Annotated in this window: 14 protein-coding genes; 11 read left to right on the top strand and 3 right to left on the bottom strand. The window is 59.7% G+C overall.

Translation table 11 applies throughout. From position 1 onward, the window contains the following. Positions 1-34: 34 nt before the first annotated feature. From wrbA to GNZ12_RS15970, 4 genes are all read left to right on the top strand, one after another. Complete coding sequence (gene wrbA / locus GNZ12_RS15955) at positions 35-637, top strand: NAD(P)H:quinone oxidoreductase (RefSeq protein WP_172311357.1); 603 nt, start codon at positions 35-37, stop codon at positions 635-637. A 302-nt stretch (positions 638-939) separates the two neighbouring features. Next, on the top strand, positions 940-1,230 hold the full coding sequence (locus tag GNZ12_RS15960) for a DUF3331 domain-containing protein (protein ID WP_172311733.1): 291 nt from the start codon (positions 940-942) through the stop codon (positions 1,228-1,230). A 94-nt stretch (positions 1,231-1,324) separates the two neighbouring features. After that, positions 1,325-4,258, top strand: a complete 2,934-nt coding sequence (locus tag GNZ12_RS15965; RefSeq protein WP_172311359.1) for a PAS domain S-box protein — start codon at positions 1,325-1,327, stop codon at positions 4,256-4,258. Positions 4,259-4,315: 57 nt separating this feature from the next. Further along, positions 4,316-4,975: a response regulator gene (locus tag GNZ12_RS15970; protein WP_172311361.1), complete on the top strand. Its 660-nt coding sequence runs from the start codon at positions 4,316-4,318 to the stop codon at positions 4,973-4,975. A gap of 86 nt (positions 4,976-5,061) precedes the next feature. On the opposite strand, the gene GNZ12_RS15975 is transcribed toward GNZ12_RS15970, so the two are convergent. Together GNZ12_RS15975 and GNZ12_RS15980 are read right to left on the bottom strand one after the other, a co-directional pair. After that, positions 5,062-6,000: a LysR family transcriptional regulator gene (locus GNZ12_RS15975; RefSeq protein WP_172311363.1), complete on the bottom strand. Its 939-nt coding sequence runs from the start codon at positions 5,998-6,000 to the stop codon at positions 5,062-5,064. Between the two features lie 267 nt (positions 6,001-6,267). After that, positions 6,268-7,245 (bottom strand): LysR family transcriptional regulator, encoded by a 978-nt coding sequence (locus GNZ12_RS15980; RefSeq protein ID WP_172311365.1) that lies wholly within the window; start codon positions 7,243-7,245, stop codon positions 6,268-6,270. A 97-nt stretch (positions 7,246-7,342) separates the two neighbouring features. On the opposite strand from GNZ12_RS15980, the gene GNZ12_RS15985 reads away from it, so the two are divergent. The 3 genes from GNZ12_RS15985 (at position 7,343) to GNZ12_RS15995 (ending at position 10,088) form a co-directional block, all read left to right on the top strand. Continuing rightward, a complete protein-coding gene (locus GNZ12_RS15985; RefSeq protein WP_172311367.1) occupies positions 7,343-7,660 on the top strand; it encodes an NIPSNAP family protein in 318 nt (105 codons plus the stop codon). An 18-nt stretch (positions 7,661-7,678) separates the two neighbouring features. Next, entirely contained in the window at positions 7,679-8,668 is a 990-nt protein-coding gene (locus GNZ12_RS15990) for a D-2-hydroxyacid dehydrogenase family protein (protein WP_172311369.1), read from the top strand. A 103-nt stretch (positions 8,669-8,771) separates the two neighbouring features. Continuing rightward, positions 8,772-10,088, top strand: coding sequence for an MFS transporter (locus GNZ12_RS15995; RefSeq protein ID WP_172311371.1), 1,317 nt, complete (start codon positions 8,772-8,774; stop codon positions 10,086-10,088). On the opposite strand, the gene GNZ12_RS16000 is transcribed toward GNZ12_RS15995, so the two are convergent. Further along, complete coding sequence (locus GNZ12_RS16000) at positions 10,082-11,161, bottom strand: alpha/beta fold hydrolase (RefSeq protein ID WP_216673242.1); 1,080 nt, start codon at positions 11,159-11,161, stop codon at positions 10,082-10,084. The genes GNZ12_RS15995 and GNZ12_RS16000 overlap by 7 nt on opposite strands. A gap of 376 nt (positions 11,162-11,537) precedes the next feature. Here GNZ12_RS16000 and GNZ12_RS16005 point away from each other — a divergent pair, with 376 nt between their 5' ends. The 4 genes from GNZ12_RS16005 (at position 11,538) to GNZ12_RS16020 (ending at position 14,174) form a co-directional block, all read left to right on the top strand. Continuing rightward, positions 11,538-11,675, top strand: coding sequence for a hypothetical protein (locus GNZ12_RS16005; protein WP_172311373.1), 138 nt, complete (start codon positions 11,538-11,540; stop codon positions 11,673-11,675). Beyond that, positions 11,659-12,600 (top strand): alpha/beta fold hydrolase, encoded by a 942-nt coding sequence (locus tag GNZ12_RS16010; protein ID WP_172311375.1) that lies wholly within the window; start codon positions 11,659-11,661, stop codon positions 12,598-12,600. Before GNZ12_RS16005 ends, GNZ12_RS16010 begins: the two co-directional genes overlap by 17 nt. A 68-nt stretch (positions 12,601-12,668) precedes the next feature. Next, positions 12,669-13,670, top strand: coding sequence for a glutathione S-transferase family protein (locus GNZ12_RS16015; RefSeq protein ID WP_172311377.1), 1,002 nt, complete (start codon positions 12,669-12,671; stop codon positions 13,668-13,670). Between the two features lie 54 nt (positions 13,671-13,724). After that, positions 13,725-14,174, top strand: coding sequence for a VOC family protein (locus GNZ12_RS16020; RefSeq protein WP_172311379.1), 450 nt, complete (start codon positions 13,725-13,727; stop codon positions 14,172-14,174). The last annotated feature ends 104 nt before the right edge of the window (positions 14,175-14,278 follow it).

The raw sequence follows: 14,278 nt of genomic DNA on the forward strand, positions 1-14,278 counted from the left end.
GCGTGGCGGAACGTCCTTCAACCAAGGAGTAATCATGTCGAAAGTACTTGTTCTCTACTACTCGATGTACGGTCACATCGAAACCATGGCTGACGCGGTGGCAGAAGGCGCCCGGTCAGTGCCAGGCAACGAAGTGACGATCAAACGTGTGCCTGAAACGATTCCTGCCGAGCAGGCTGCTGCCTACGGCGTCAAGCTCGACCAGAAGGCGCCTGTGGCAACCCCTGACGAGTTAGCCAATTACGACGCCATCATCTTTGGAACGCCAACGCGCTTTGGCAATATGGCCGGACAGATGCGGACCTTTCTCGACCAGACGGGCGGGCTGTGGATGAAAGGCGCGCTGGTCGGCAAGGTCGGCAGCGTCTTTGCTTCCACCGGTACCCAGCACGGCGGCCAGGAGCCCACCATCACGTCGTTCCATAGCACGCTGCTGCATCAGGGCATGGTGATCGTGGGCGTGCCGTATTCATGCGCGGGACTGGTCAAGATGGATGAGATCACGGGTGGCACGCCCTACGGGGCGACGACGCTGGCAGGCACTGACGGCAGCCGGCAACCTTCGGCGAACGAACTGGAGATCGCGCGCTTCCAGGGTAAGCACGTCGCTGAGATCGCGCAGAAGATCGCGGGTTAGTGTGATCGACACAGTGTTCTTCCTGGATCGGGGCGGCGGCACAGCGCCCTTTGAATCAGGATAGGCCGCCACCCAATTCGAGGTATGCGATGCGCGCAGGCTTGATCAAATCGGTATCGAAGCAAGGCCGCAACGCAGCAAGCGACAGCACGCCATGGAGCGGCATTATCAGCGCCCTGGTGCGTGATTGCGGTTGCGAAGCGACGAATGCGGCAGAACGGCGGGAGCGCGCTGTTCCAGCAGGTGATCGCACCGCTGCGTGTGAGCGTCGTGTTCGCAGGCCCCCGTTAAATGCGCCCGAGATGGCCGTAACGAGCGCACTGGTCAGGGTGTTGGAACGCCGATCGGAAAACTCAGTCGTCATCCTTTGGCAAGACGCGACGCGTTGTCACTATGGAGACCAGGTCTGGTTCAGATGCCGTTCAGCCAGAACGGGCATCTGCGCATTGAGCGGAAACACCATCGGAAGGGGGGATCCGATCTATCGTCCCCGCCAGGGGCACCGCCCGCCGGCCAATGCGCTAGCGATGATTCTGGCCTCGGCAATAGAAGACGAAGCCCTGGCCGATGAGTGTGCCGAGGCGCAACGGTAGGCAGCGTGCGTCTTCGGATTGTGATGGGTTGGTCGATAGTTGCCGGGGTATAGTGACATCCGGAAGCGTGACGGTAACTACCTTGCGGCGTGCCATGAACATCCGGCGAGAAAAATTCAGCAGCGCTGCACGGACAGTCGAGTCACTCCAACTCGAACTGGACCGGTGTCAACGCGAACTGAGCCATTGCCTGAAGCGCGAAGAATACATGGATGGGCTGTTGGCCCAACTGGCCGATACGATTCTCGTTGCGGATTCCGATGGGCGCATCGTTGACGTCCATCCGGCGACCTCTTCGCTCCTTGGTTACTCAAGGGACGAGCTTTCCTCGATACCCTTGTGGGATTTCGTGACGAGTGAGGCTCGTCAGGAGATCCTCGATCTTCCACAAGGCCCCGTGCCCGAAGTCTTTGTCGCTAGCCGGCGAAACTGCCTGAGCAAGGCCGGCAACCTGCGTACGCTGGATCTGCGTCTAACCCGGTATGCGCTCGATGGACGGGACCCGATCGTCGCGACATGTCGCGCAGATTTTGGCTTGGCTCAGACAACATCAACCCTGGAAGATCAGCAGCGAGCAGAAGCATTGCTCGGCGTCGACAAGCGGATTCTCGAACTAATTTCCAGGGAAGACCCGCAGCCATCCCTCCTTGATGCGTTTCGCACGTTAGTCGAGGAAAACGATCGTCTGCGCGAAGACTTCCGCGATCTGTTCGACGAAGCGCCCATTCCCTATGTGCACGAGGGGTTGGACTCGCGCTTCATCCGTGCCAACCGCGCGGCAATGAACGTGCTTGGCATCGCGCCCGAGGACATCGCCGGGACCTTCGGTGAGACTTTTGTGGCTGATACTCCGCAAAACCAGCACCGTCTGCGCGAGGCGTTCGAGTCCGTCGGACAGGGTAAGGAAACCGGTGGTGTCGTGCTCGAGTTAGTTCGCAAAGACGGCACGCCGATCTGGGTTCAATGGTGGTCCAAGCCCGCTCCAAGTCGAAACTACACGCGGACCATGATGGTCGACATCACGGATCGCGTGCTGATTGAGCAGACGAAGACTGCACTGGAATTCACCTTGGAATCGGGACAGGTCGGCGACTGGGATCTGGATCTCATCCACGACACATCGCGCCGCTCCCTGCGTCACGATCAATGCTTCGGCTACACCGCGTGCATTCCCGACGCGCAATGGGGTGTCAAGACGTTCCTCCAGCATGTGCACCCCACGGACCGTGCGCGGGTCGAAACGACCTTTCGTCAGGCGGTAGACGAGTTATTAGACTGGGAGTCGGAGTTTCGCGTCGTATGGCCGGACCAGAGCATCCATTGGATCGTCGCGCGTGGGCGGGTTTATCAGTCGAAAGCGGGAAGAGCCACGCGGATGCTGGGTGTTGTCATGGACATCACCGAACGCAAACGAGCCGAAGAAGCGCTGCGCGAAACGCAGGCCGCACTGCAGTTCACGCTGGAAGCGGCCAAGGTAGGGGATTGGGATCTGGATTTGATTCACGACACGTCGCACCGTTCGCTACGTCACGACCAATGTTTTGGATACAACGCGCCCATCCCTGACGCGCAATGGGGCATCGAGGTATTTATCCGGCACGTGCATGCCATCGATCGTGAGCGCGTCGAAACGACGCTTCGTCAGGCCGCGCAAGGATTGTTGGACTGGTCATCGGAGTTCCGTGTCGTGTGGCCGGACCACAGCGTCCATTGGCTCGCCGCGTGCGGGAGGGTTTATCAGACGAAGGAGGGCGTCGCGACACGCATGCTCGGCATCGTGATGGACATCACAGAACGCAAGCGCGCAGAAGAAGCCCTTAGCGCCTCGGAACAGTTCGCCCGCGGCCAGGTCGAGGTGCTCACGCAAACGCTGGATGCGTTGTCGATGGAGTCCGCTCCCGACCGGCTGGCTGAGCACGTCGTGCGCACCCTCACCGAACAACTGGGCGCGCACAGCAGCAGCGTGTGGCGCAAGGATGAACCAGGCGGCCCGATTGAGTTTGAGTTCGCTTTCGAGAACGGTGCAATCGTGACGAAGTCGGACGCCGCGCTTGCGGGGGTCGGCCTGTCTATGGCAGCCGAAAACAATGGCCCGCTGGCCGAAGTTTTTCGCACCGGCAAACACACCGTCGCGAACCTCCACGATCTACGATTTTCCCCGTGGCGGGACCGGTTGCTCTCGCTTGGCATCGTCATCGTTCTCGCGGTGCCGATGGCGATCGGCGGGCGCGTCGAAGCCGTGATCAGCCTTCGTTTTACACGTAGGCGCGTCTTTCGCGCAGAAGAAATCGAGCTGGCTCACGCGCTGGCCAATCAGGCAATGCTGACCATGCAACTGGCTCGTCTATCTGCCCGGAGCCGCCAGTCAGCCGTTATCGCCGAACGCAATAGAATGGCGCGCGACATTCACGATACGCTTGCACAAGGCTTCACCGGTGTAATCGTGCAACTGCAAGCTGCGGAAGACGCAAGAGGGCGAGCGCTGGTCATGGAGGCAGACCAACATCTCAAGCGGGCCGGCGACCTCGCACGCGAAAGCTTGCGGGAGGCCCGGCGTTCCATGCAGGCGCTCCGCCCACAGGCACTGGATGAGAAGGATCTGTGTGAAGCGCTGGATACGCTGTTCAAGAAGATGACAGCGGGCACGGACCTGCAGTGCGAGTTCACCCAGCAGGGACAATCAAGACTGCTTCCACCGGAGTGGGATCAGAATCTCCTTCGCATTGGCCAGGAGGTGTTGACGAATGTGCTTCGGCACGCAAAAGCAAATCGCTTCACGGCCGAAATCGCTTTTGAGCCCGAGAAAATTCGCCTGGTGTTGCGCGACACGGGGTGCGGTTTCGACCCATCGGCCAAACGCGATGGATTTGGTTTGTTAGGGATTGCCGAGCGAGTCGAATGTATGGGCGGTCGGCTCACCGTTGAGAGTGCGCCCGGCATGGGTACGGCGATATTGATCTCGCTGCCTTTTTTGCATGAGTCAACCGCTGCGTTGCTGATCACGGAACGGCCCGGCAAACATTCATAGCTCGCGCCGCCAGGTCAATGCCAGGCTGATCTCCTTTCCATCACCGAGGTATGGACAATGAGTGTGACATCTGAAACAGGGCAGGGCGATGTGCCGCTCGCAAAGATCCGGGTGTTGATTGCCGACGACCACGTAGCCGTGCGCGAGGGCCTGGCCGCGATGATCGGCCGCCAGGCCGACACCATGGTCGTCGGGGAAGCCGCCAACGGGCGCGAAGCGGTCGACCTTTGGCAGAAGCATCGTCCCGATGTCACGCTACTCGATCTGCGGATGCCTGTATTGGACGGTGTTTCAGCAATCAGTGAAATACATCATCAGGATGCCTCAGCACGCATCATCATCCTGACGACATTTGACAGCGATAGCGAGATCGCCGGTGCGATCAAGGCGGGCGCGAAAGGCTACCTGCTGAAGGATGCCCCACGGGAAGAGCTATTTGATTGCATTCGCAAAGTGCATGCCGGCGAAACTTGCATCCCGCCTTCACTCGTGGCGAAGCTGGCAGCAGGCATGAGCAGCGAAGCACTAACAAGCCGGGAGCTCGACGTCCTGACACTTCTAGCGCGGGGAAAAAGCAATAAAGAAATCGGTGGCAACCTGTACATCAGCGAAACCACCGTCAAGTCACACCTGCGCAGCGTATTCACGAAGCTGAACGTCGTCAGCCGTACCGAGGCGATCGCCGTTGCCACCCGGCGTGGCCTTATTCTGCTTTAGCCGGCCTGAGCGCTGGACAAACGAATTGGATCGCCCGGAGGTGAGCGCGTGAAATCATTCAAGCTGATTGGGCATGGCGTAGGTCACTATCCGATGGGGGAGGCATCGCCAAAGATCTGATGCATTTGCGTGCGCAACCATCTACATGCGGGATCGTGGAGAAAGCGTTCATGCCAATACTGTGCGACCGTAAACCCCGGCAGTTCGATGGCGCATGGCACACAGACAAGCCCCAATTCGGTTGCGAGTGTTCTGGCCGCGACTGACGGTATGGTGAGGACGTGGTCGGTATTGCGCAACAGCATCGCAGCCAGTACGAAACTAGGGACCTTGATCGCGACGTTGCGTGGCGGAATTTCGCCGAGCAGCACGGCCTCCGCACGTCCGTGGATATGCCCGGATCGGCCTGCGGAGATCATGATGTGGGTCTGTTGCTGGAAGAGTTCGACGTCAACGGTTTCGACGTGGGTAAGCGGATGGTCGGCACGCACGAGGCAGATGTACTTCTCGGTGTAGAGCCTCTGCTGGTAAATACCGCTTTCATTGAGTGACGAGAAGGCACCAATTGAGAGATCGATTTCTCCGCTCGCCAGTCCTTCGACGACTTCCTTCTGGTTTGCCGAAATCGCGTGCAGTCGTGCATGCGGCGCAGTGGTTTTGAGATCGCGTGCAAGCGCCGGAATCAGTGCGGAAATACCCAGATCGGACGCGTGAATCGTAAAGATGCGATCAGACGTGAGAGGGTCGAAGTGCGGTGCAGCCACTATCCGGTCATGAAACGTTTGAAGAATTTCGGTGATCGGGCCGTGTAGCGCCATGGCCCGCGGCGTCGGCTCCATGCCCTTCTGCGTGCGAACGAACAGCGTGTCGCCGAGTTCATGGCGCAAGCGCTGCAGCGATTTGCTGATCGCGGACTGCGTCATCCCGAGGCTGTTCGCGGCGAGCGTCAGACTCCTGTGCCTGGTTATTTCATCGAAAACGACCAGAAGCCGGAGATCGAGGCTCGGTAGCTTGTGGAAATCCATGTAAGGACTTTTGCAGTGGGTAGTCGGCGTAGTCTGTTTGACGTTAGAGCATGTCAGGTGAATACGCCATCGGGACTATCCTCAGCCCGTGACCTCATTCCAATCCGGCATGGAGGGAATGAGCGGCGAGGGCTGTGCACCGGCGAGGAGTTCCGGTAGCGTAGTACCAGCGATTATGTGAACGGCCTGCATTTCAGCAGCACATCATTCAGATTGGCTTGCGATGAGTTTGAACGCGACGAATAGCGTCGCCGGTTTGGCCGCGTTCTAGGTCTTGCCGCGTGACGTTGCGGCAACGTTGTCCAGTATTCGCACGCCGGGGAAGCGTCCGAGTTGGGCGACGGTGCCGAGTATATGCTGCAGCATCGTCGAAGCAGCCGGTGACAACGACTTCCCCTTTCGGCGCACTATCCCGACGGTGCGGGTCAGCACCGGTTTCGTCAGGAGCCGCAGGCCAAGGCGATCGAGCGGCGGCCGCTGCGCAGCGAGTGCGGACATCACCGACACACCTGCGCCGCGAGTCAACAGCGTCTCGATCGTCGACGTATTCGAGACTTGATATCGCGGCTCGCGTACGTTCTCGCTCAGCCCCGCCGTGTGGCTCAGTTGATGTTGCATGCCAAGATCGGGGCTGAAGCCGATAATCCTGTATCCGTCGATCTCCTTCCATGACAGATCGTCCGCGCTAGTCGCGAGCGGATGATGATGAGCGAAGACGACGCCAAAGGAATCCTCAAACAGGGGTTCGAATATCAGTTCCGCGTCGGGCTCCCACGGACTGCAAATGCCGAAATCGACATCCCCTTCGATGATGCGCTGCTGTACCGCCTCGGAGTTGTCCTCACGCAGATAGACATCAATATCCGGAAAGGCCTCGATATAAGCGGCGACGACTTCCGGAAGCAGCAGCGCCATCACTGACGGTACCGCGGCTACGCCGACTTTGCCGCGCTCCCGGTTGCCAAGCGCGCGCATGTCTCGTATCGACGAATCGAAGTCGTGCAGAAGTCGTTGCGCCGACGGCATGAACTCCTCGCCCGCCTGTGTGAGATCCAGCCTACGGGTCGATCGGTCAAACAGCAAAACACCCAGATCGTCCTCGAGATGCTGGATCGTCAGGCTCAGGGCCGATTGCGTAACAAAGAGCGATTCCGCCGCGCGGGTCAGGCTGCGATGCCTGGCGACGGCGACAAACGAGCGGATGTGCCGGATCGACAGCCGCGTGGATGAGCGTGGTTCATTCATTGAATTTTCTCGTGAATCCAGCGAATTTATTCGATTGTACTGCTGGGACCGACGCCCGTAGACTCGGTTCACGATTTGAATTCATGAGGGAAAAGCCATGTTAGTCGATCTACGCCGGTACACGATCGTGCCGGGCCAGTTAAAGGCCTATCTGGCCGTCTATGAAACCTATGGTCTTCCGGTACAGCGCCGGCACACTGGAGAGCCGCTGGGCTACTTCATTTCCGAAGTGGGCACGCTGAATCAGGTGGTCCACCTGTGGGGCTACCAGAGCGCGGAAGACCGCCAAAGCCGCCGCGCAGCGATGGAAGCGGATCCCGACTGGGTCGCCTACAAAAAAATGACGGCCGAAGGCCGCTACATCCAGCAGCAAGAAAATCAGCTGCTGATCTCGGCCCCGTGGTCGAACATTTAACGCGCAGGTGGCTACAGCATGAAAGTGATTATTTCCGACGACTACCAGAACTGTATTCAGGCGCTGGATTGCTACCCGGCGCTAGCTGAGCATTTCGATGTCGAGATTCACAACGATACCGTGACCTCGCTCGACGCGCAGGTGCAGCGTTTCGCTGATGCCGACGCGCTGTTGCTGGTGCGCGAACGCACCCCGATTACTGCCGGTCTGCTGGCGCGCCTGCCGAAGCTCAAGTTCATCAGCCAGACCGGACGCGCCGCGAATCACGTCGACCTCGCTGCCTGCACGGCGCTAGGCATTCCGGTCTCTGCGCAAGGGTCCGCAACGACGGCGGCCGCCGAGCTCACGTGGGCACTGGTGATGGCTTCGATGCGTAAGGTGCACCTCGAAGCGACCCGGCTAAAAGCGGGTTTGTGGCAAGGGCATCTGGGCGTGGGTCTGAAGGGGCGCACACTTGGGATCGCCGGCTATGGAAAGATCGGTAGTGTGGTGGCAGGGTATGGCCGCGCATTCGGGATGCGGGTCGTCGCACTGGGCGAGCACGAAACGTCGCGAACGGCCGCAACCAACGATGGGGTCGAGGTCGAGACAGACCGCCGCAAGTTCTTCAGTGAAGCGGATGTCGTCTCCTGCCATGTTCGCCTGCTGCCCTCAACCCGAAATTCGATCACGCTGGCGGACCTGAGCGCGATGAAGCCGACTGCGCTCTTCGTGAACACGGGTCGCAGCGAAGTGATCGAAGTGGGTGCGCTGGAAGCCGCGCTCAAAGCCGGGCGCCCGGGCTTCGCGGCGATCGACGTGTTCGAACACGAGCCGATTTATCAAGCCGATCATCCATTGATCGGTCTCGACAATGTGCTGGCGACGCCACATATCGGCTATGTCGAAAAAGATACGTACGAGCAGTTTTTCAGCATTGCGATAGAACAGCTGCTCGCATGGCGCGCCGGTGCGCCGATCAATCTTCTCAATCCAGAAGCACTCGGCAAGCCTGCGGCAGCGGGCTGACAGACCCGATTCACGGATCGCGTCGGACCTCGATGCGCCAAACACGATTGAAAGAGCGTGCTGCGTGGACCACGCGCGGCACACGCTTACTCAGGAGACAGATGTGGAAAAGACCATCGAATCGCTTGCCATCAGCCGGGTTTATCGGCGACTGGTTCCATTACTATTTGTATTACTGATTATAAATTATCTGGATCGCGTCAATATCGGCTTCGCCGCGCTTCGCATGAATCAGGAACTCGGTTTCAGCGGATCGGTGTTCGGTCTCGGGGCAGGGATATTCTTCATCGGCTACGCGCTCTTCGAAGTGCCGAGCAACATGATGCTGCATCGATTTGGCGCGCGAATCTGGATCGGCCGGATCATGATCACGTGGGGACTGGTGTCGGCGGCGCTGGCGTTCGTTCACACGCAGACGTCGTTTTATGTGCTGCGGTTTCTGCTCGGTGTAGCCGAAGCGGGCTTCATTCCGGGCGTGGTCGCCTACATCGCTTACTGGTTTCCCGCGCGCTACCGTTCGCGTGCGAACGCGGGTGTCATCATGGCGACCGCCATTGCCTCGGCGATCGGCTCGCCGGTTTCGGGTCTGCTTATGCACGCACTGGACGGCAGCCACGGTCTTTCCGGTTGGCGCTGGATGCTGCTGCTCGAGGCAGCGCCGGCTGTGGCGCTCGGCGTCGTTGTGCTGATCTGGCTCACCGACCGGCCGGAGCGTGCCGGATGGCTGCCGGTGGAGCAGCGGAACTGGCTCGTCGCCGAACTGGCTAGCGAAGCGTCGAAACTCACGCAAACCGCCAGCCTGCCGTTGGCGAAGATCGCGACGATGTCCCGTGTCTGGAGTTTGTCCGCACTATTCGTCTGCTTTCTGACGGCCTTCTACGGGGTTTTGCTCTGGCTGCCGCAGATCGTCAAGCACATGGGCACGCTGTCGGATGTGCAGGTGGGTTTCGTCACCGGCCTGCCGTTCTGTTGCGCGGCGGTATCGATGTATCTGGTGGCGCGCCATTCCGATAAGGTCGGCGAACGCAGGCTGCATATCGCCGCGTGCATGACCGTTGGTGGATTGGCGCTGCTCGGGTGCGCGTTCGTTGCGCAGCCGGTGATTGGCCTTGCACTACTATGCATCGCCGCGGCGGGAATCTGGGGCTGTCTGGCGGTGTTCTGGACGCTGACTAGCGACTTTCTGACCGGGGCCGCCGCCGCGATCGGCATTGCGCTGATCAATACCATTGGGCAGTTCGGCGGACTACTGGGACCGTGGGGCGTCGGTGTGATCAAGGATCTCACCGGGAATTTCTCGGCTGCGCTTGTCGTGCTGGCAATTGCCGCGTTTCTCGCCGCACTCATTGCCTTCCTGCTGCCGGACCGTGCAGCGAACACAGTGGACACCGACAAGCTACAGCCCAATCCTGTTCAATAAGGGTGGGCGACGAGCGGCGCCAGTTCGCTCAGCAATGCCTTGTGAAAGGCTTGGGGATCCTGAATCTGCGGGGCATGGCCGAGTTCCGGAAATTCGACCAGCGTTGCGTGCGGGATGCGCTCAACGGCGAGTCTCGCGAGTTCCGGATAGTGTCCGAGCGTCGCACGCACTTCAGGTGGCGCAAACTCCTTGCCGATTGCGGTCGTATCCTTGTCTCCGATCAGCAGCAGCGTCGGTGTTTTGATCTGCTCGAACTCATAGACGACCGGTTGGGTATAGATCATGTCGTACAGCAGTGCGGAATTCCACGCCACGACGTCCTTCCCTGGTCCTCGATACATTCCGGCGAGCATTTGCACCCATGGCTCGTAGCTCGTACGCCACTGACCGGTGTAGTACGTCCCCTCTTCGTAGCGGCGAATGCTACCGGCACTCGTTTTAAGTTCCCGTTCGTACCACCGGTCGACGGGAATCGGCGGTACACCTTTCGCCTTCCAGTCCTCAAGGCCAATCGGATTCACGAGGACCAGTTGCTCGGTCTGCTGCGGGTACATCAACGCGTAGCGTATGGCAATCATGCCGCCCGTCGAATGCGCGATCAGCGTGGCTTTTTTTACACCCAAGGTCTCAAGCAGTGCGTGCGTATTGTGAGCGAGCTGCTGGAAGGAGTACTGATATGCCTCTGGCTTGGTTGATTTGCAAAAACCAATCTGGTCTGGTGCTATCACACGATAGCCAGCGTTGGAAAGTGTATCGATGCTCTGCTGCCAGGTCGCGCCACAGAAATTTTTTCCATGCAGCACAACAGCGACACGTCCATTCGGGTGCTGCGGCTGCACGTCCATGTAGGCCATTTGCATCACCTGCCGCTGCGACGTGAAGGAGGAGCTCCGTACCGGGTACGGATAGTCGAAGCCCTGTAACTCAGGACCGTACGCCGGACCGTCGTTACCTTCGGTCTGCGGCCCGCTCGCCGTCGGCGCTGTGGAAGATGGTGCTGATGAAGCAGTGAGCGTGTCAGTCGCGAGCGACGAGGTTGACCACAGCACACAAGCGGAGAGAACCGCCGACAGAAAACAGGTTTTCGTATTCGTAACGATGCGAAGGTGGAGGGAGGGCACATGAAAAGCCGTTTCTCAAGGTGAGTGGGCAGTACCGTCGAGCGCGGGTAGACATGGCATGAAGATGAGGAAGTTCATCTCATCGGGTCCGCGATGACGACTGGCGGGCGCCAGTGCGAGGTGCCGCTACGAGCCGGGGTGGGGCGAGTATAGAGACGGGAAAGTCGGACTTCCAGTGCCGAATGGCAATAGATCAGATTCCAAATTAGCGTTTGCCTTATCGTGATCCGCAGTGATCTACTCCGGTTCTTCCCCCGTCAACATGTGCAGCTCTGTCGAACGTGTTCATCGGGAAACTCGTACGGCAAACGAACGCAGGCAGGCCACCATGTCACTACGCAATCTGAAGCTTTTCTGCGGCACGCAGAGGATCGCTACGCTGTCGTCGAACGACCCGCGCTACGTCCACCGCATCGCACAAGCGCAACCGTCCATCACTGGAGAAGGTTATGAGCATTATCCGTAAGATCTCGCGTCAACTCGGCGCGGCGCTCGTGGTTGCTGGAGCGTTGCAAACCGCGACACACGCCGCTGCGAGCCCGCGCATCGAGGATCATTCGATCAACGCGAATGGTATCGAACTGCACTACCTGGAAGCCGGGCATGGCTCCGACACGCCTGTCGTGTTGCTGCACGGCTATGCCGAATCCAGTCACATGTGGCTGCCGCTGATCCAGCAACTCGACGACCGGCGCGTCGTCATTGCGCCTGATCTACCCGGTGCAGGTGCTTCCAGCATGCCGGAAACCGGCTACGACAAAAAGACCATGGCGCAAGATATTCACGCGATGGTTCACGCACTCGGTTATCGCAAAGTGAAGCTGGTTGGCCACGATATCGGGCTGATGGTGGCTTACGCCTACGCCGCTCAGTATCCAGACGAGGTGGAAAGCATCACGTTGATGGATGCATTCCTTCCCGGCGTGGGTGACTGGCAGAAAGTATGGTTATTGCGCGACAAATGGCATTACAACTTTTACGGCGAGACGCCGCTGAAACTGGTTGAGGGACGCGAGCGGATCTACTTCGAACACTTCTGGAACGACTTCGCCGCCGACCCGAAGCATTCGATGCCTGAGGCCGATCGTGAACTGTACGCCGCGACCTACGCCCAGCCGGGACGAATGCGCGCGGGCTTCGAGTACTTCCGGGCGTTCCCGCAGGACGCGCAAGACTTTGCCGAGTTCGCGAAAACGCCGCTGACGATGCCGATGCTGGTGCTGACTGGGGAAAAGGCCTCGGGCACGTTCCTGATCAATCAGGCTCGTCTGATCGATACGAACGTGCAGGGAATCATCATTCAAGGTTCGGGACACTGGTTGATGGAAGAAGCGCCTGAGCAGACCATTCCGGCTATCGTTCAGTTCATCAATACGCCGGCAACGAAATAACCGCTCGCGACCGCTGGTCTGCGTCCGGACAGCACCGCACAACGCGTCGCGATACAAGGAGCATCGACATGGGACTTTTAGTGAATGGCCAATGGCAGGACGTCTGGTACGACACCAGGTCGACCGGTGGCCGCTTCGTGCGCAAGGATGCCGCGTTCCGCAGTTGGGTGACCGCTGACGGTGCGCCTGGCCCAAGCGGGCATGGCGGCTTCAAGGCTGAAGCCGGCCGCTACCATCTATACGTGAGCCTCGCCTGCCCGTGGGCGCACCGCGCGCTCATCGTGCGGGCGCTTAAGGGCTTGCAAGAGATGATCAGCGTCTCGAGCGTCCACTGGCTGATGCTCGACAAAGGCTGGACCTTCGCCGATGGCCCGGGCGTGGTGCCCGACACCGTCAACGGTACACGCCTGCTGCATCAGGTCTACACCGCTGCGGATCGCGACTATACCGGCCGTGTCACTGTGCCCGTGCTTTGGGATAAACAGCAAGGCACCATCGTCAGCAACGAGTCGTCGGAAATCATCCGCATGCTGAACTCGGCGTTCGATGGCCTGGGTGCAAACCCGGGTGACTTCTACCCGGTGGCATTGCGAACCCAGATCGACGAAATCAACGCGCGGGTGTACGACACGCTGAACAATGGTGTCTACAAATCCGGCTTTGCGACCACGCAGAGCGCCTATGAGGAAGCCGTCACGCCGTTGTTCGAGACGCTCGACTGGCTGGAAGATCGGCTCGCACCACGCCGCTTCCTCGCCGGCGATGCCTTCACCGAGGCCGATATCCGCTTGTTCACGACGCTGATTCGCTTCGACGCGGTCTACGTGGGCCACTTCAAGTGCAACCTGCGCCGGATCGCCGACTACCCGAATCTCTCGGCCTACACACGCGAAATTTATCAGCTCTCCGGTGTGGCGGACACGGTCAATTTCGAGCACATCAAACGGCACTATTACGAGAGCCATCGCAACGTCAATCCGTCCGGCATCGTGCCGCTCGGCCCTGTGCTCGATTTCTCCGCGCCGCACGACCGTGCGCGGCTCACAGGATTCACGTCACAGCTCGCGTGAGCTGAATCGAATATGCGCGAAGGCACACCCTTTGCGCGACAAGGAACTTGCGTCATGTTCAAAGCCCACATTACCCCTCCACCCGCGCGCGGCCTGCGGCTCAATAACGTTGCGCTGGCCGTCGGCGACCTGGATGCGATGATCGCGTGGTATGAAACCCGGCTAGGCGGCGTCGTGTCGGAGCGCGGCCACTTCGACGCGGTGGGGGCGGACTTTGCAATGCTGGAAATCGCCGGGCTGCGTATCGAACTGGTATCACGCCCGGGCCCAACAGTGCGTCCGGTAGATCGGACGCCGCCGCCCGATCATTTGAGCATGCTGGGTTTCAAGGCACTGGTGTTCGAAACCGACGACCTCGCTGCGGTTACCGCTGCGTTGGTCGAGCACGATACGGAGATGGTGTGGGCCGAGCAACAACTAACGGCTGAGCGGCGCTCGACCATGCTGCGCGATCCGGAAGGCAACCTGATTCATATCTTTGGGCCGATCGCGCGCGGTGTCTAAGCGGGCGCGGGAAGCGACTCAACGAACGGTCCACGACGTCAAGGCGATGCGGACCGGTTGATCCAGCAAGCGTTGCTGCCGGTGAAGAAGCCGTCTGAATCGAA

Source organism: Paraburkholderia solitsugae, assembly GCF_013177695.1.
GTDB classification, from domain to species: Bacteria; Pseudomonadota; Gammaproteobacteria; order Burkholderiales; family Burkholderiaceae; genus Paraburkholderia; species Paraburkholderia solitsugae.